This window comes from Dyadobacter ginsengisoli DSM 21015 (genome assembly GCF_059568735.1).
On record NZ_JCANTY010000003.1, the window covers coordinates 780,534 to 797,275 of the forward strand.

Annotated in this window: 16 protein-coding genes; 5 read left to right on the plus strand and 11 right to left on the minus strand. The window is 47.6% G+C overall.

The window, feature by feature from the left end; translation table 11 throughout:
• Positions 1 to 14: 14 nt before the first annotated feature.
• Positions 15 to 494: a PaaI family thioesterase gene (locus BP71_RS13895; protein WP_496380131.1), complete on the minus strand. Its 480-nt coding sequence runs from the start codon at positions 492 to 494 to the stop codon at positions 15 to 17.
• A 164-nt stretch (positions 495 to 658) separates the two neighbouring features.
• Here BP71_RS13895 and BP71_RS13900 point away from each other — a divergent pair, with 164 nt between their 5' ends.
• Together BP71_RS13900 and BP71_RS13905 are read left to right on the plus strand one after the other, a co-directional pair.
• On the plus strand, positions 659 to 1,453 hold the full coding sequence (locus BP71_RS13900) for a phosphosulfolactate synthase (protein ID WP_496380133.1): 795 nt from the start codon (positions 659 to 661) through the stop codon (positions 1,451 to 1,453).
• A 43-nt stretch (positions 1,454 to 1,496) separates the two neighbouring features.
• Positions 1,497 to 2,153 (plus strand): DedA family protein, encoded by a 657-nt coding sequence (locus BP71_RS13905; protein ID WP_496380135.1) that lies wholly within the window; start codon positions 1,497 to 1,499, stop codon positions 2,151 to 2,153.
• Positions 2,154 to 2,354: 201 nt separating this feature from the next.
• On the opposite strand, the gene guaB is transcribed toward BP71_RS13905, so the two are convergent.
• From guaB to mutY, 6 genes are all read right to left on the minus strand, one after another.
• Entirely contained in the window at positions 2,355 to 3,827 is a 1,473-nt protein-coding gene (guaB, locus tag BP71_RS13910; RefSeq protein ID WP_496380137.1) for an IMP dehydrogenase, read from the minus strand.
• A 75-nt stretch (positions 3,828 to 3,902) separates the two neighbouring features.
• Positions 3,903 to 5,219, minus strand: coding sequence for a transporter associated domain-containing protein (locus BP71_RS13915; protein ID WP_496380139.1), 1,317 nt, complete (start codon positions 5,217 to 5,219; stop codon positions 3,903 to 3,905).
• 128 nt (positions 5,220 to 5,347) lie between these two features.
• Complete coding sequence (locus tag BP71_RS13920) at positions 5,348 to 5,824, minus strand: single-stranded DNA-binding protein (protein ID WP_496380141.1); 477 nt, start codon at positions 5,822 to 5,824, stop codon at positions 5,348 to 5,350.
• Positions 5,825 to 5,890: 66 nt separating this feature from the next.
• Positions 5,891 to 7,096, minus strand: coding sequence for a Gfo/Idh/MocA family protein (locus BP71_RS13925; RefSeq protein ID WP_496380143.1), 1,206 nt, complete (start codon positions 7,094 to 7,096; stop codon positions 5,891 to 5,893).
• A 43-nt stretch (positions 7,097 to 7,139) separates the two neighbouring features.
• Positions 7,140 to 7,997, minus strand: a complete 858-nt coding sequence (locus BP71_RS13930) for a phytanoyl-CoA dioxygenase family protein (protein WP_496380145.1) — start codon at positions 7,995 to 7,997, stop codon at positions 7,140 to 7,142.
• A 107-nt stretch (positions 7,998 to 8,104) separates the two neighbouring features.
• Positions 8,105 to 9,187 carry an A/G-specific adenine glycosylase gene (gene mutY / locus BP71_RS13935; RefSeq protein ID WP_496380147.1) on the minus strand — a complete coding sequence of 361 codons (1,083 nt, stop codon included), beginning with the start codon at positions 9,185 to 9,187 and terminating at the stop codon, positions 8,105 to 8,107.
• Positions 9,188 to 9,346: 159 nt separating this feature from the next.
• Between mutY and BP71_RS13940 the strand changes: the two genes are divergently transcribed.
• From BP71_RS13940 to BP71_RS13950, 3 genes are all read left to right on the plus strand, one after another.
• A complete protein-coding gene (locus BP71_RS13940; RefSeq protein ID WP_015813879.1) occupies positions 9,347 to 9,652 on the plus strand; it encodes an HU family DNA-binding protein in 306 nt (101 codons plus the stop codon).
• A gap of 29 nt (positions 9,653 to 9,681) precedes the next feature.
• Entirely contained in the window at positions 9,682 to 10,530 is an 849-nt protein-coding gene (locus BP71_RS13945; RefSeq protein WP_496380150.1) for a tetratricopeptide repeat protein, read from the plus strand.
• A 263-nt stretch (positions 10,531 to 10,793) separates the two neighbouring features.
• On the plus strand, positions 10,794 to 12,356 hold the full coding sequence (locus BP71_RS13950; protein WP_496380152.1) for an Rne/Rng family ribonuclease: 1,563 nt from the start codon (positions 10,794 to 10,796) through the stop codon (positions 12,354 to 12,356).
• Positions 12,357 to 12,400: 44 nt separating this feature from the next.
• Here the strand turns inward: BP71_RS13950 and BP71_RS13955 are convergent, their stop codons facing one another.
• From BP71_RS13955 to proB, 4 genes are read right to left on the minus strand one after another with little or no spacing between them, the layout of a single operon-like run.
• On the minus strand, positions 12,401 to 13,228 hold the full coding sequence (locus tag BP71_RS13955; protein WP_496380154.1) for an enoyl-CoA hydratase-related protein: 828 nt from the start codon (positions 13,226 to 13,228) through the stop codon (positions 12,401 to 12,403).
• A 39-nt stretch (positions 13,229 to 13,267) separates the two neighbouring features.
• On the minus strand, positions 13,268 to 14,350 hold the full coding sequence (locus tag BP71_RS13960) for a M20 family metallo-hydrolase (RefSeq protein WP_496380155.1): 1,083 nt from the start codon (positions 14,348 to 14,350) through the stop codon (positions 13,268 to 13,270).
• Positions 14,344 to 15,594 (minus strand): glutamate-5-semialdehyde dehydrogenase, encoded by a 1,251-nt coding sequence (locus BP71_RS13965; RefSeq protein ID WP_496380157.1) that lies wholly within the window; start codon positions 15,592 to 15,594, stop codon positions 14,344 to 14,346. The genes BP71_RS13960 and BP71_RS13965 overlap by 7 nt, the downstream gene beginning before the upstream one ends.
• Positions 15,594 to 16,625 (minus strand): glutamate 5-kinase, encoded by a 1,032-nt coding sequence (proB, locus tag BP71_RS13970; RefSeq protein WP_496380159.1) that lies wholly within the window; start codon positions 16,623 to 16,625, stop codon positions 15,594 to 15,596. Before proB ends, BP71_RS13965 begins: the two co-directional genes overlap by 1 nt.
• Between the last annotated feature and the right edge of the window lie 117 nt (positions 16,626 to 16,742).

Consider the following 16,742-nt stretch of genomic DNA (forward strand, 5'->3'; position numbering starts at 1 on the left):
TAAGCCGAAACCCTTTAACGCCCGGGAACTTCGGGCAATTTAAAGCCTGTCTGAATGAGGTTGCTGGTGCACTTGGCAATGATACGTCCATCACAGATAAGCCGGCCTTCCACGTGAATGATATTCTTCCCTGCTCTGATGATGGACGATTTAGCCCGTAAAATGTGTCCGGTGAGGGCAGGGTTCAGAAAGTCGCAGTTGAGATTAACCGACGTGTAACCAAACTCGCGCCCTAGTGCATAGACCATCGTTCCGACCACGTCATCCAAAATAGTAGCGGCAATACCTCCGTGCAGCGTTCCCATCGGATTACACATATCTTCCCGAACCTCGTACTCCACTTCCATTTCGCCTTCCCCGATTGAAAGCAGTTTCCCATTCAACCACTTTGCTACCGGTGAAAAATGCTGGCTCATCGGCTTACCTACCAACTCCTGAAGAAAAGTGAGACGGGTGTTTTCCGTGCGGGGATCTGCATTTGTGTGTGTGTTCATGGTGCTGCGCTAATTTGGAAAGACTGAAAGTGATTTTTTAAAAATAGTAATTATCGTAGAAAAATATACGTCCGACAGGCAATGCTATGGATTTTATTGTTACGTATCGAAGGTTATTACTACCTTTACCGGAGTTTTTGCCAGAGATAAAAGTGTACTCTTATATGAATTTTACGTTATCGCAGGTCCCCGATCGCTCCCAGAAACCCAGATCAAAAGGACTCACCATGGTGATGGACAAAGGGCTCAGTGTTAGGGAAACAGAAGACATGCTCTCCATTGCGGCGCCTTACATTGATATCGTAAAACTTGGTTGGGCTACGTCGTTTGTAAGCCCCAATTTGGACGAAAAGCTTGCCGTTTATAAAAGTGCCAATATTCCGGTGTATTTCGGAGGTACATTGTTTGAAGCCTTTGTAGTCAGAAACCAGTTTGACGACTACCGCAAGTTGCTCGATAAATATGAGCTGAGCCACGCCGAGGTTTCCGATGGCTCTATTGAAATGCCTCAGGACGTCAAATGCGAATATATTCATACGCTGTCCAAGCAGGTAATAGTGCTGTCGGAGGTAGGTTCCAAAGATGAGAACAAAATTATCCCTCCTTACAAATGGATACAGCTGATCAAATCTGAATTGCAGGCCGGCGCGTGGAAGGTAATTGGCGAGGCCCGGGAATCAGGGAATGTGGGGTTGTTCCGTGCAAGCGGCGAGGTACGCCAGGGACTTGTGGAGGAAATACTTACAGAGATCGCATTCGAGGATATGATCTGGGAAGCTCCTCAAAAATCACAACAGGTTTGGTTTGTGAAGTTGCTGGGCGCTAATGTCAACCTGGGCAACATCGCCCCGAGCGAGCTCATCCCGCTCGAAACAATCCGTCTGGGACTCAGAGGAGATACCTTCAATCACTTCCTGAATGCTAAAACCAGGCAGAAGTGGAAAATCGATTCCAAATAATTTCAGATTACCAAAAATAGATTTGTCAACTTAAAGATTAGCTATGGAATTTTTAACGCAGTTCATTGACTTCTTCCTCCATTTAGACAAGCACCTGTTTAACATTGTGGAGGAGTATGGTACACTCACTTACGTTATTCTGTTTTTAATTGTTTTCACTGAAACAGGCCTCGTCATCATGCCTTTGCTTCCCGGCGACTCGCTTCTGTTCGCTGCCGGTGCCATTGCCGCTAATGAAACCACGGGCCTCAATGTGTGGCTGATCATCATTATCCTCATCATCGCTGCTCTGCTCGGGGATAACGTCAACTACTTTATCGGAAAAACCTTCGGCGGGCAGATCAAGAAACGGGAGAAGATATTGTTTCTGAAAAGAGAATATCTGGAAAAAACCGAAGCATTCTACGAAAAACACGGCGGCAGCACGGTGATTATGGCACGATTCATCCCTATCGTTCGCACGGTGGCTCCTTTCGTGGCTGGTGCAGGAAGTATGAATTATTCGAAATACATTATTTTCTGCATTGTGGGAGCATTGCTCTGGGTACCTACCCTCACTTTGCTCGGCTATTTCTTCGGAAATATGGAAATTGTTAAAAAGAATTTCGAGCTCGTTATTTTCGGTATCATCGGCATTTCTATCCTTCCGATGATCTTCCAGTACTTGAAAAGTAGGTTCGCAAAACCAAGTGCAGCATAGGTAAGGGCTTTCGGCTTTCGGCTTTCGGCTTTCGGCTTTCGGCTTTCGGCTTTCGGCTTTCGGCTTTCGGCTTTCGGCTTTCGGCTTTCGGCTTTCGATAGTGAATTTTATAAATGACAAAGGCGTTGCAAGTTTTTGCAACGCCTTTGTCATTTATTTTCTAATTTAAACAGAGCCGACTGCCATTAGCCGAAAGCCTCCTCAGGATCTCGAATAGTTTGGAGCTTCCTTCTGGATCATGATGTCGTGAGGATGGCTTTCCTTAACACCCGCAGACGTGATCTTGACAAACTGTGCGTTTTGAAGCGATTCAATATTGCTTGCACCGCAATATCCCATTCCAGCCTTCAAACCGCCTACCATTTGATAAATGATCTCGGACACTTTTCCTTTGAAAGGAACTCGTCCTACGATTCCTTCCGGAACCAGTTTCTTCACATCGTCCTCGGCATCCTGGAAATAACGATCCTTCGAGCCGTCTTCCATTGCTTCTACCGACCCCATACCACGGTAAGCCTTGAACTTCCGTCCTTCGTAGATAACAATCTCTCCGGGAGCTTCATCGCTACCGGCCAGCATCGAGCCGATCATGATGGTACTCGCACCACCAGCCAGGGCTTTTGTCATATCGCCTGAGAAACGGATACCTCCGTCGGCGATAACAGGAACATCCGTGCCTTTCAAAGCTTCCGCAGCCCACATAACGGCTGTCAGCTGAGGTACACCAATACCTGCGATGATCCGCGTTGTACAGATACTGCCGGGACCTACACCCACTTTCACACCATCCGCGCCGGCATCGGCAAGTGCCTTGGCGGCTTCGCCCGTGGCCACATTACCGGCAATCACATCGAGTTTGGGGAACTGGGCTTTGATCGACTTCAATGCATCGATCACACCCCTTGAATGTCCGTGTGCAGTATCGAGGCTCACAACGTCCACACCTGCTTTAACCAATGCCTCTACCCGTTTCAGCAAATCCGGGGTAACGCCTACCGCAGCGCCTACACGAAGGCGGCCATATTCGTCTTTACAAGCATTGGGGTGTGATTTACGTTTCAGGATGTCCTTGTAGGTGATCAGTCCTGTGAGGCGATATTCCGAATCGACGATCGGAAGCTTTTCTATCTTGTATTCCTGTAAAATCTTCTCCGCATCGTCAAGGGATAACCCTTCGGAAGCGGTGATCAGTTTATCCTTGGTCATGATCTCCGTTACCGGTTTCGTCATTTCCCTTTCAAAACGTAAATCCCGGTTGGTAAGAATACCGATCAGTTTGTGATCTTTGTCAATAACCGGGATGCCCCCAATTTTGAACTCACGCATGATCTGGTGTGCGTCACCCAGCGTTGCTGAGTCCAACAGTGTAATCGGGTCGAGGATCATACCGCTCTCCGATCTCTTTACCTTTCTCACCTGCTCAGCTTGCGCTTCCAGGCTCATATTTTTATGGATTATTCCGAGACCACCTTCCTGCGCCATGGCAATGGCTAACTCAAACTCCGTAACCGTGTCCATCGCAGCTGAAACAATAGGAATGTTCAACTCGATGTTGCGGGTAAGCTTGGTTTTAGTTGTTGTGTCACGAGGCAGGACTTCTGAGTAACCTGGGATTAACAGAACGTCGTCGTAAGTGAGTGCCTCGAAGAGGACTTTGGATGGGTCTGTGCTCATAGCAAATAAACGATTGTTATTTGCCGGGCAAAATTAAAAATAAGTTTGGAGGAAATAAAATAAATTGCACTTTTTTTATGATACCAGCACCCTTACCTTCTTAATCCGCTTCTTATCTGCGGATTGTACTTTAAAGGTAACCTCTCGATGGGTTGCAATTTCACCGGTACGAGGCAAGCGCGAAAACAATTCGAGGAGTAATCCTGCGAGCGATTCGCTATTCCCCCTTACTTCGTCGAAATAGTCGGTTTCAATGTTCAGAATGCGGCAGAGGTCATTGATAAGCACCTTTCCCTCAAATACATAGGTATTCTCATCCACCTGCGTATAGTTGACCTCCTCGTCTTCATCATATTCATCATTGATGTCTCCGAAAATCTCTTCAATAATATCTTCGAGGGTAATCAGTCCGCTGGTACCGCCATATTCATCCACTACAATGGCCATATGGACGCGCCGGTTCTGAAAGTCCTTCATCAAGTCGTCCAGGCGTTTGCTTTCCGGAATGAAGTAAGCTGGGCGCAGCAATTTCTGCCAGTTAAAATGTTCGTCGAGGTGAATATGCGGAAGCAGGTCCTTCACATTCAAAATACCTTCAACGTGATCCAGGTCGTCCCTAAAAACCGGGACACGGGAGTAACCCGACTTATTGATCCGGTCCATCAGCTCGTGAAAATCCAGTTCGATGTCGAAGGCTGTAATCTGCAACCGTGCCTGCATAGCTTTACGCGCATTCGTCTGACGGAAGTTGGCCAAACCTCGTAACAGGTCCGTCTCTTCCTCACTCTCCGCCTTTGCCTCCAGCATCTCTGTTGTGATCTCGGCCCCTTCCGGTGTCAATATGCCTAACGAATACCCCAGCTTCATGATCGGCTGCGTGAGCGGTTTGCAAATCCGGATCAGGAATTGGGTTAGCCCGGCTATTCTGGGAATAAATTCGTGTGCTTTTCGGGCGCTGTTATAACGAACCAACGCATCGAGCCAGATCCAAACTACCAGAAAAGCCAACACGGCCCAGCGAACCACGTCCAGAGATCCTGCCTGCATGTGCAACCAGGCAAATCTCGCAGCGAGCAACAGTGTCATTAAAGTAATTCCTCGCTGTACCAGAGAGAGTGCCAACTGTTGTATGCGGGTAGGCAAATGGCTTTCCCCCTCCTGCTTACGATCCCAGGGATTTTCCATTGCACCGGAAGCAGCATATGCAGCACGGACACCCGATAAAAAAAGGGAAATTAAAAAAAGAAATATGACGAGAATAACGTCGTATGGTGCAAGGAAGTCGACCGGTAAAACTGCCCCGGCCAGCGCTATGTGCGTACTTTTCTGGGGAAAAACCATCCCCTTACGCGTTCGGGAAAGGGGGTCTTCGCTGTCTTCGGTTTCTTTCACGAAATTTCAGGAAATTTTCACTTTTGGATTTCAACAAGTTAAATGTAGCGAATCCCACTTAAAAACAGCATCAATTTAACAATAAATCCATTTTCAACGCTGATTCGCTACATAACTGTTGGAATACATCAGAACGGCAGATCGTCGTCGTCGTTACTACCGGCCGCCATCGATGGAGGTATCGGGTCCGATGGGCGCGGCGCATTGCTGCTCCTTGGTGCATTACCAGGTTGCTGGTAACCCTGATTGTCACCTCCCGAACTTGCGCCCGAAGGTCCGCCGAGCAGTGTCATGCTGTTCGCGCGAATGGTTACACCTGTCCTTTGCTGTCCTTCCTTATCCGTCCAGGTGTCGGTACGGATACGTCCTTCGATATAAACCTGGTTTCCCTTTTTCAGATATTTCTCGGCCACTTTGGCCAGGCCTTCCCACAGCTCAATGCGATGCCATTCAGTGTTGTCGACCCTTTCGCCATTTTTATTGGTATAAGTCTCTGTGGTAGCGATGTTAAATTTCGCTACCGCCGATCCGCTTTCCAGATAACGCACTTCCGGGTCGCTTCCCAGGTTACCTATCAATATAACTTTATTAACGCTTCCTGCCATGATTTTGTAATGTGGATATTGTTTGTTGCAGTTTTAAATATAGGAATATTAAATGAAATGCCTCCCCTAAATATCCTGCTCCGTAATTTTCCCTGTGGCCTTATCTTTCAATATCAGTTTATTACGGCCATCGTGGGTTACTTCCTGCTTAATGAGGTAATGCGTTTCGTTGTAGGAAACATAGTTAGAAGGTTTGGTAACGCCTTCCCTGCCGCGCCAGACCGGCAATTCAACTTTCTCCCAAAGTTTGGACTTCGCAGATTTATATGCCGCATCGATCACTGCATTGACGATATAGCCATCGTAGAACGTCTCTGCGGGCTCTGTTCCTTTTTCAGCGGAGTTGAACATATCCGTAAACATGTGATTATAACCCAGATCGTTCACTTCGTCTCCCACCGGAAATAGCCACCCTGTGTTGCTTTCTGCCTTTTCAGCGACATATTCTTCTCCGGCACCATCCGGATTTTGTCCGGTTGTAAACATTTCAAAACCGGTACGGAGAAAGTTATTGATCCAGATGGTCCCTTCGGTACCCATTACTTCGTCCCGTAAATCCATTCCTCCCCGAAAGGTCCAGCTTACTTCAAACTGCCCGATCGCACCATTCTCGTACTTGACCAATGCGATGGCGTGGTCTTCTGCATCAATTGGCTTCACCTGAGTATCCGCCCAACACATTACTTCCACGGGCCTGATGTCCTTTCCGATAAAATTCCGTGATATTTCAATGCAATGGCAACCCAGGTCCAGAATGCAGCCACCGCCTGCCTGCTCGATATCCCAAAACCACTCGCTGTGCGGGCCCGGGTGCGCTTCCCGCGACTTAGCCCAGATAATACGCCCTAATGAGCCGTTTTTCACGCTTTCCAGGGATTTCAGAAACTTCGGCGTGTAACAAAGGTCTTCGAGATAGCCCGCAAATATTCCTGCTTCTTCGACGGCCTTCATCATACGCAATGCTTCCTCGCCGTTGCGGCCCAGCGGCTTGGTGGATACCACCGCCTTCTTGTGTTTCGCGCAAAGCAGAACTGCCTCCTCGTGGACGTTATTGGGCAATGCAATGCAGACCATATTCACGTCGGGATGTGCGATGACCTCTTCCATATCCGACGACCAAAAATCGCAACCGTAGTCGGTTGCAAACTTCCGGGCGCTTTCCTCCCGCCGCGCGTAAATGGCAACCACCCGGTCGCGGCCTCGCTGCCCGTGAATGGATTCCGCATAAAAACGTCCGATAAAGCCGGACCCAAGCATTGCGATCTTCTGCATAAAGTGTTTTAAGATTAAGGTTGTTCAGGATATTGTTCTATCGCTACTTGGTTTTCACCTCATTCTCCCAGCCGGTAGTCTTCAAAGCGGGATCGTCTTCTTTTTTAAGGAAGTCGGCATTACCAAATGCGTCTGCGTTCCATTCCATCAAAGCATGATCCGGCACAATGGACACGGGCACGCGCCAGGAATTGGAGGTTTCGCTGTAAGCAATATTTGATTGGGAATTGTAACAGGATATAAGCGACCACCTCGGGTTCTCCGACAAATTGGCCTCGGAGCGATGCATTAAATTGCTGTGGAAAAACAGCGCGTCACCCGGCTCAATCTCGCAGTAAACCAGGTCCATAGTTGTCAATGCATGATTCACCATTTCCATATCCGCGCCTACCTGTTCGCCGGCAAAACCGTGATTGACCCGTCCCATTTTATGAGATCCTCGGATTACCTGCAAGCAGCCGTTTTCCCTATTGGCCGGTGTAAGCGCAATCATCACGCTCATGAGCTGGTCCGGAAAAATAAATTGATTCTTGTACCAATAACCGTAATCCTGATGCCATTCCCAGGCGCCACCCACTTTGGGCTCCTTCTGCATGAGTTTGGTGTGGAAATGGCAGACCGGACTTTCCTGCTGTAAAAGCTGCCACACAGAATTCACCATCCGTTCGCTCCGGATCAGATAGCCAAACACATCATCACCAGGTGTAAACCACAGAGACAGTTTGGTTTTCTTCCCAGACTGATCGTTCAGGTCCATCGCATTCTTCTGCATGACCGAATTTTCCAGTGCGGTGCGATACAACTTGTCTATTTCCTCGGTTGAAAACAGGCTTTTAACAATCAGATAACCATCACGATTATAGTCTTCAACCTGACCCGAATTTAAATTGAAATTGCCCATGACCTGTTATAGTTAAGTGTTTAGTACAAAAATATATTACTTAAAACACAATTCAAGCCAATCCGTTTCACCACGCTCAAAAGGATTTGAGACTAATAATCTGGCTGTCAGAGATAGCCTTCCTCGCGCAGGACCGTGTCGATCAGAATTGGCTTGGGAAGAACTTCAACCTGTTCGTGACTGTAAAAAGCCATTCCTTGCGGTAAATCTATCGCCCCGGTTTCGGGAATTTCGAGCCACCAGAACCTGACATGCAGTCGCTGGTGTGTGAGAATATGGGAATAAACTTTGCTAATTTCGGCCAGACGCCCTTTTAAAAGCAGATTTTGGAAGATCGGGTCAGATATTGTCAGATGGTCGGGTGTCATGGCGGGAGTTTTGGATTCGAAAAGGTAAAAGTCAAAAAGACCTTCCCAAATGTCACGCCCTCTTCGCTCGCGCAGGGCCAGTCTGTCACCTTGTTTAATAATAATGTAGTTTAAAAAGCGATGCTTGACAGTCAATTTCTTGATTTTCAACGGCAATTGACCCTGCATTTGATGTTCCAACGCAAAACAGCGATCGTTGAAAATACAAACAGTGCAGTTAGGCGACGCAGGTAAGCATTGCAGTGCACCGAACTCGATCATAGCCTGGTTATAGGTCGCAGGGTCTTCCCGCGACACCAGCTCTTTTGCCAAACCCGCAAACTCCTTTTTGCCCTCATTGCTAAGCATATCGGACTGTACACCGAAAATGCGCGCCATAACCCGGTACACATTACCATCTATGGCGGCAACCACCTCGTCAAAAGCAAAAGAAGCGATGGCAGCAGCGGTGTAATGCCCCAGTCCTTTCAGTTTCGAAAGCTGCGCGGCGGTTTCAGGAAATTTCCCGTCGAAATCGCTCACAACCTGTCGGGCGGTGAAATGCATATTCCGGGCACGTGAATAATACCCGAGCCCCTGCCAGAGCCGGAGCACATCCCGCTCGTCAGCCGCCGCCAGGTCAAATACCGTCGGATACTGATCGACGAAACGGTTGTAGTAAGGCATTCCCTGAGCGACGCGTGTCTGTTGCAGAATTACCTCGGACAACCAAATTTTATATGGGTCTTTGGTTTCCCGCCAGGGCAAATGGCGGTGGTTTTCGAGATACCAGGATTTCAGCTTTCTGTTAAAATCAATCACCTCAAAATGATCCGGTATCATATTATTTTCACTTATGTACACTGTTTTTTAACGAATTATATAAAAAAGGAACACCTCATCCTTTTAAGTTTTAGTAAAATTACCGTACCTTTGTGTTCCCAAAATTTACAGGAGTAAGTAAATTAATGAAATAATATCCACTTAAAGTAAACAATCAAAGTGACTAAGGCAGACGTAATCGCACAGATTTCCGAGAAAACAGGCGTAGACAAGGGCGACGTTCAGCAAACGCTAGAATCGTTTTTTACCGTGGTAAAGGACTCACTTTCTGATGGTGAGAACCTTTATGTTAGAGGTTTCGGTAGTTTCATCAACAAAAAACGTGCGCGCAAAGTAGCCCGCAATATTTCAAAGGGAACTTCCATGATTATTGACGAGCACTTTGTACCAAGCTTCAAGCCTGCAAAAGTTTTTGTTGAGCAGGTAAAAGAAAGTGACAAACTGAAAGCGGTCGCTGAAAAGTAATTTACCTGAAAAGGTTGGGTTATAAGAGTATGAAAAAGTCCATTCTTCTTTCTTGTGTATTTGCGGTCGCATTGGTCGGAACGCTTTTCAGCCTCCCCAAAGTGGTCGTCAACAACAAGGGGAAGGAAATGGAAAAGGAGGGAAGCCAGTCGGCTGCTGCTGCACCCGCAACAGCTTCCGCACCTGAATCCTCTCCCAAATCGCATGATGGAGCCGTTTTGTCCCCTGATCAGCAGAAAATGATTGATCAGCTGAGAAACGGCTTCAATCAGGCGGTAGAAAAAGAAAAGGTTAATGCAGGAATCAAGCTTTCCGATGAGTTTGCGAAACTTCAGAAGTTAGACAGTGCCGCATTCTACGCCGAGAAAGTGGCGATCTTGTCACCTTCCGTTGACAATCTCGTAAGAACGGGTGACCGTTACTATGAAGCCTACGGATTTGCGGTAGACGAGCAGAAAGCAAAAAACCTGGGCATCAAAACCCGCGAATATTATCAGAAAGCAATTGACCAGAATCCCGGACTATTGGCTGCAAAAGCTAATATGGCAATGACGTACGTAAACACCGAGAACCCCATGCAGGGAATCCTGATGCTACGTGAAGTGATTGACGCGGATCCTACCAATGAATTGGCATTGTTCAATTTAGGGATCTTGTCCATGAGGTCTAATCAATATTCAAAAGCTGCTGACAGGTTCAGACAGATTTTAACCAACAATCCTGCCAATACGAAGGCCAAGTTTTATCTGGGTCTTTCGCTGGTGGAATTGGGTGACAAAGAACAAGCAAGAAAGGTTCTGTCGGAGGTTAAAAAAGAGGAAAAAGATCCGGTGATCCAACAAGCCATCGGCGAGCTGGAAGACCGTCTGAACAACTGATCACCAGATCATTAAAGGAATTAATTTTTATTTATAAACGACATAATCATGCCTTGCGGAAAAAAGAGAAAAAGACATAAGATCTCCACTCACAAGAGAAAGAAAAGACTTAGAAAAAACAGACATAAGAAGAAATAATTGGTCATGACCGGATTTTAATCGTAAGATCCGGTCATCCTTATTCCCCACGTTTGTATCCCGCTGACAATCAGAATGCGGGAGGTTAAGTATCAACATTATCGAGCCATTCAGTTGGTTGAACATTGAGTAACGAATTACTAATCAATTCTACTCAAAAGGGAGAGCGTATAGCCCTTTTGCAGGATAAACGTCTTTTAGAATATCACGTAGAAACACCGGATCAGAGCTTTACCGTAGGCGATATATACCTGGGTACTGTTCGGAAGCTGGTGGCAGGGCTCAATGCTGCCTTTGTAGACGTTGGTTTTGAAAAAGATGCATTTCTGCATTACCTCGATCTGGGGCCCAATATCAATTCGCTGAACAAGCTCACCAAGGACGTTATCGCCAAACGCGGACATTCCGGCAAATTGAATAATTTCAAGATGGAGCCGGAAATCGAGAAGCTTGGCAAAATCGATAAGGTTCTCTCCAAAAACCAACCTATCCTGGTTCAGATCGTTAAGGAACCTATTTCTACAAAAGGTCCGCGACTTTCCTGCGACATATCGATTGCCGGGCGTTACATTGTCCTCGTTCCCTTTTCGAATTCTGTAAATCTTTCGAAGAAAATCACTGACAAACAGGAAAGAAACCGCTTGCAGCGACTGATGTCTTCCATTAAGCCTCAGAATTTCGGGGTGATCATCCGTACCGTTGCTACGGGCAAGGATGTGGATGAACTCAATAAAGACTTGCAGGATTGCCTGGACAAATGGGAGAATGGTATCAAAGCACTTCGCGATGCCAAGCCCCGTGACCGGGTTATCGGTGAAATGAATCGCGCATCCTCTATTATTCGCGATATGCTGAACGAGTCCTTCGACAGCATTACCGTAGATTCCAAGGAAGTATACGACGATATCAAAGCTTACATTCACAACATTGCGCCGGAAAAGGAAAACATCCTGAAATTGCACAATGGCAAGAACAAGCTGTTCGAACAATTTGGTCTGGAAAAACAGATTAAATCATTGTTTGGACGCTCGGTAAGCCTTCCGAATGGCGGTTACCTGATCATCGAGCACACGGAAGCGTTGCACGTGATCGACGTCAACAGCGGAAACAAATCCAACTCGGAAGAGGACCAGGAAGCGACTGCATTGAGTGTCAACCTGGAAGCGGCGAAGGAAATTGCCCGCCAGTTGCGTCTGCGCGATATGGGCGGCATTATCGTCGTGGATTTCATCGACATGAAGAAAGCGGAGAACAAGCGCACGCTGTTCGATGTCATGCGCGACGAAATGAAGGGCGACCGTTCTAAATACACGGTTCTCCCACTTTCAAAATTTGGCCTGCTGCAAATCACACGTCAGCGTGTAAGGCCTGAAATGAACATCGTTACCCGTGAAACCTGCCCTACCTGCGGCGGTACGGGCACGATCCAGGCGAGCATTCTCGTTTCCGACGTGATCGCCAACAACCTCGATTACATCCTCACAAAGCAGAACGAGCGCGGTATTACCATTTCGCTCCATCCGTTCCTGCATTCCTATTTCACAAAAGGGTTGATTTCCGAGCAGGTTAAATGGTTTTTCCATTACAAAACCTGGGTGAAACTGATCAAAGACTCGTCGCTAGGCGTGGTTGATTTCAAGTTCCACAACCGTTATGGAGAGGAGATCGAGATTGTGCCAACGAACTGACTAGTCAGGTCTGGTCTATTGTAGTCAGGAGTTGTCATTGCGCATTATTTCCCCTTCCAGATCGGTTCTCTTTTTTCTTTGAAGGCTAATGTTCCTTCTTTGGCGTCTTCTGTTTGAAGCAGTTTGTCCAGTTCGCTGTTTAGAAATGCATGCTGTTCGCTTTGAGGTAGGTTTTGTATTTTTTGCAAACCTCGTATTCCCGATTGTATGGCCAGTGGCGCGCTATTGCAAATCTGCGCGGCCAATGCAATCACTTCCGCTTCAATATTCCCTTTGTCGGCTAAATGGGTGACCAGGCCCATTCCCAGCGCTTCCTGCCCGGAATATGCTTTGCCTGTTATCGACATTTCCAGGATTTCTCTTTGAGAAATAATCAGGACAAGCGACGCCATTACCTGCATCGGCCAAATGCCCCGTTTCACCTCTGGCAAACTGAAAGTAGCCTCAGGAACACTGAAAACAAATGTGCAACCGCATATCATCAGAAAACCACCGGCCAGTACCGGTCCTTCTACCTGCGCAATGCAGGGTTTCAGTAATTCATTGAAAGCGTCACCAAGAGTCACCTCTTCGCGAATCGTCGGGAGTGTTGGATTTACCGTATTAGCTGATGCTTCATGAAATGCATTTAAATCCGCACCGGCGCAGAAAACGGGACCTTCTGCTTTTAAAACAACACAGCGAATGTCAGCCTCGTAATGTGCATAGGCGAGCGCGAAGATGATTTCCTCGGCCATTGTCGGCGTGAAGGCATTTCGCTTTTCAGGCCGGCTCAATATGATGGTAAAAAGATGTCCGGCTTTTGCAGTTTTAATGTGCAAAAACCGGACATTATCGAAAGACTGAATATCCTCTTCGGTGTAGAATCGCATGCCAAAACGTGGTTAGTTCCCTTTGGCAAGTATAGCAAATTATCGGGTTACAACGCCCTCCACCATTTTAATATACTGGATGATACCCTCTTCGATCTCATGCAGATAAATGAATTCATCCGCGCTATGCGACCTGGCAGAGTGCCCGGGACCCATTTTCAGCGAAGGACAGTCGAGCAGCGCCTGGTCGGAAGTAGTAGGCGACCCATAAGCATTTCGGCCTAATTTCAACCCCTCGATCACAATCGGATGGCCCATCGGAATGCTCGACGGCCGCAGACGAATCGAACGCGGCGTTACTTCCGACTGAATATTTGTCCTGATTTCAGTAACCACCTCTTCCAAAGTATACTGATCCGTCACACGCACGTCGATCGTGAATGTACACGCGTCGGGCACTACATTATGCTGCGTACCCGCATTAATGATCGTCACCGACATCTTGATCGGCCCGAGCATCGGGGAAACTTTTGGGAACTTATATTCAGTGATCCATTGAATGTCCTTCAATGCTTTGTAAATGGCATTTTCGCCCTCCTCACGCGCAGCGTGCCCGGAGACTCCTTTTGCCGTGCAATCCAGAACGAGAAGCCCTTTTTCAGCCACCGCCAAATGCATTTCAGTAGGCTCGCCGACAATGGCAAATGCAATTTCGGGCAATTCCGGCGCGACGATTTCCAAACCTTCTTTCCCTGAAATTTCTTCCTCGGCAGTCGTGGCGATGGCCACATTATAAGCGAGATCTTCCCTGTCGTAGAAATAACAGAAGGTTGCGATCAGCGAAACGAGGCAGCCTCCGGCATCATTACTTCCCAAACCATACAACTTTCCATCCTGCTCGATCGCCTTGAAAGGGTCGAGCGTCCAGGATTTGTTTGGCTTTACAGTGTCGTGATGTGAATTGAGCAGCATGGTGGGTTTGCTTGCATCGAAATGCTTGTTATAGGCCCACAGGTTATTCTTTTTGGTATGAAAAGGGATACTCTTTCTCGTAAAAAAGTCCGCGATCAGCTTGGCAGTGAGCTCCTCTTCCTTGCTGAAAGAAGGCGTTTCGATCAGGCTTTTCAGCAATGCAATGGCCTCGGTGGACAGCATTTGTATGTTTTCCAAAGTATTTACCATCTTACCTGTCCGTCACCTTTAACAATCCATTTTTCGGTTACCAATTTCTCCAATGCGAATGGGCCCCTGGCATGCAGTTTTTGGGTCGAAATGCCGATTTCTGCGCCTAATGCGAATACACCGCCATCCGTAAAACGCGTCGACGCATTCGCATACACCGAAGCCGCATCCACTTCTTTCAGGAATGTTTCGATAGCCTCCTCGTCGGTCGAAATAATGGCTTCCGAATGCCTGGATGAATAGTTTTCAATCTGTTTCAAAGCATCTTCCAGCCCGTCGACCACTTTTACCGAGCATTTGAAATCGAGAAATTCCTTTCCGAAATCGTCCTCACTTGCTTTTTGCAGATAGGGATACTCTGCCCTTTCAAGGATCACGTAAGATTCTTCATCCGCGAAAACCTCGACATTCCATTTAATAAAATCCTCTTTCAGCTTTGGCAAAAACTCGCCAGCTATCGCCCTATCGACGAGTACCGTGTCCAACGCATTGCAGGCAGCTGGTTTTGAGACCTTCGCATTCACTACAATTTGTGCCCCTTTATCCAGGTCGCCCGTTTTTTCAATATAGGTATGACAAACACCCGCTCCGGTTTCGATCGTAGGCACCAAAGAATTCTGACGCACATATTTGATCAACCCTTCCGAGCCACGTGGAATAATGATATCCACATATTGAATGGCGGTCAAGAGTTCGCCAACGAACTCCCGCCCGGTTGGCAGCAGGGTAGCCGCCGCCGCAGGTATACCGAAATCAGCCAGCGCTTCATGGATGAGACTCACCAGGTAAGTATTGGAATGCTGCGCTTCCTTTCCTCCTTTGAGCACGCACGCATTCGCGGAGCGCAGGCATAATGAAGCTACGTCGATAGTCACGTTGGGTCGCGATTCATAAATAACGCCCACCACGCCTAGCGGCACAGCTATTTTTTTCAGGGAAAGCCCCTGTTGAATGATTTTCTCTACAAAAATCTCCCCCGTCGGGTCCGGGAGTTCGGCTACCTCAATCAGGCTTTGCGCCAGTTCGTTGATCCGCTTCTGGTTCAGGAGCAAACGGTCCTTTTTCGGGTCGGCATCATCCATCAGATCCAGATCTTTCCGGTTTTCAACGATGATGTTTTCGGCATTTGCCAGCACTTTGGCCGAAAGACTGATCAGCAGATCCGCCCTTTGCCTGTCTGACAGCCTGCGCACCGCGGCAGATGCCTCGCGCGCTTCCTTTAACTGAGGTGCTATCGATTCCATTATAATAAAACTATATCATTGGCATGCGCCACTTCGAAATTCAGTGTTTTCAGATTCGCACGTATCGCGGAAGAGGTTTCCCGCGCACGCGCCACCGCGATCATTTCTGCTTCAGGTGAATAAATTTCAATGATCTCGCCGGTTTCAAAATCGCCCGTCACTTCGGTGACTCCCACCGCCAGCAGACTTTTTCGTTTGAGCAACGCCTTCGACGCCCCCTCGTCAATCTGTAAGCTGCCCGAAACCAACCCGCCGCTCCCCAACCAACGGTTGCGGGCTGACAACGTACTTTTCCCGGGTGTAATCAATGTCCCGGCATTCCCCCTCAATGCTTCCAGCAGTTCGTTGGGCTGATTCATTCCGAAAATCACCACGCGGATAGCCATTCGGGCGGCCAGCTTCGCAAAAGTCAGTTTCGAAGCCATTCCGCCGAGTCCGAGAAAAGATTTATCGGTCTTGACAAACTTAAAAACCTCATTCACATTCGATACGTTCCGCAGGATCTTCCCATCCTCATCGAGCAACCCTCCCACCGAGGTGCAAAACATCAGCGACTCAGCACCAAAACCGACAGCCAGTAATGTAGCCAGCTCGTCGTTATCTGAAAATTTTAGCTCACGATCACTCACGACATCATTTTCATTGACGATCGGAATAATGTCATTTGCCCACAGTTCCTGAAAGGTTTCTTTCAGTTGTAAAAACTTGTTCCTGTTGGCAAAATGCTGACGCTCGCACAAACTCTGTGCGATGAAAATGTTGTTCGGGGCAAAATAGGACGCATACAAACCGACCAGCAACGGATTACCCACCGACGCCGCGGCCTTGCGCTGGGTCATTGTGCCTTTATAATCGTTGATATAGCCTTTACCCGCCCCTACCGCTCCGGAAGAAACAATGATAATGCGATGTTGAGAATGTATTTCCGAAACCTGCCGGGCTATTTCCGAAATGATCCTGACATCAGGTTCACCGGATGGAAGCGTGATCGAAGCAGTTCCAAACTTTATGACGAGAATAGGTTTTGACACTTTGGTATTCTGGTAAGCGGCATGATAGCGAAGACTTTTTATGCCCGGTAATCAATACAATGCCCAAAAATACGTCATTTCAGATGAAAATGAATGCATGATGCAAAGACTGCAAGG

What these genes read in the sequence shown, in the direction of transcription:
- BP71_RS13955 (WP_496380154.1), bottom strand. Translation starts at nt 13,228, where the DNA reads ATGCGATTCTACACCGAAGAGGATATTCAGTCTTTCGATAATGTCCGG.
- BP71_RS13900 (WP_496380133.1), top strand. Translation starts at nt 659, where the DNA reads ATGAATTTTACGTTATCGCAGGTCCCCGATCGCTCCCAGAAACCCAGA.
- BP71_RS13960 (WP_496380155.1), bottom strand. Translation starts at nt 14,350, where the DNA reads ATGGTAAATACTTTGGAAAACATACAAATGCTGTCCACCGAGGCCATT.
- BP71_RS13925 (WP_496380143.1), bottom strand. Translation starts at nt 7,096, where the DNA reads ATGCAGAAGATCGCAATGCTTGGGTCCGGCTTTATCGGACGTTTTTAT.
- BP71_RS13895 (WP_496380131.1), bottom strand. Translation starts at nt 494, where the DNA reads ATGAACACACACACAAATGCAGATCCCCGCACGGAAAACACCCGTCTC.
- mutY (WP_496380147.1), bottom strand. Translation starts at nt 9,187, where the DNA reads ATGATACCGGATCATTTTGAGGTGATTGATTTTAACAGAAAGCTGAAA.
- BP71_RS13930 (WP_496380145.1), bottom strand. Translation starts at nt 7,997, where the DNA reads ATGGGCAATTTCAATTTAAATTCGGGTCAGGTTGAAGACTATAATCGT.
- BP71_RS13905 (WP_496380135.1), top strand. Translation starts at nt 1,497, where the DNA reads ATGGAATTTTTAACGCAGTTCATTGACTTCTTCCTCCATTTAGACAAG.
- BP71_RS13945 (WP_496380150.1), top strand. Translation starts at nt 9,682, where the DNA reads ATGAAAAAGTCCATTCTTCTTTCTTGTGTATTTGCGGTCGCATTGGTC.
- BP71_RS13920 (WP_496380141.1), bottom strand. Translation starts at nt 5,824, where the DNA reads ATGGCAGGAAGCGTTAATAAAGTTATATTGATAGGTAACCTGGGAAGC.
- BP71_RS13965 (WP_496380157.1), bottom strand. Translation starts at nt 15,594, where the DNA reads ATGGAATCGATAGCACCTCAGTTAAAGGAAGCGCGCGAGGCATCTGCC.
- guaB (WP_496380137.1), bottom strand. Translation starts at nt 3,827, where the DNA reads ATGAGCACAGACCCATCCAAAGTCCTCTTCGAGGCACTCACTTACGAC.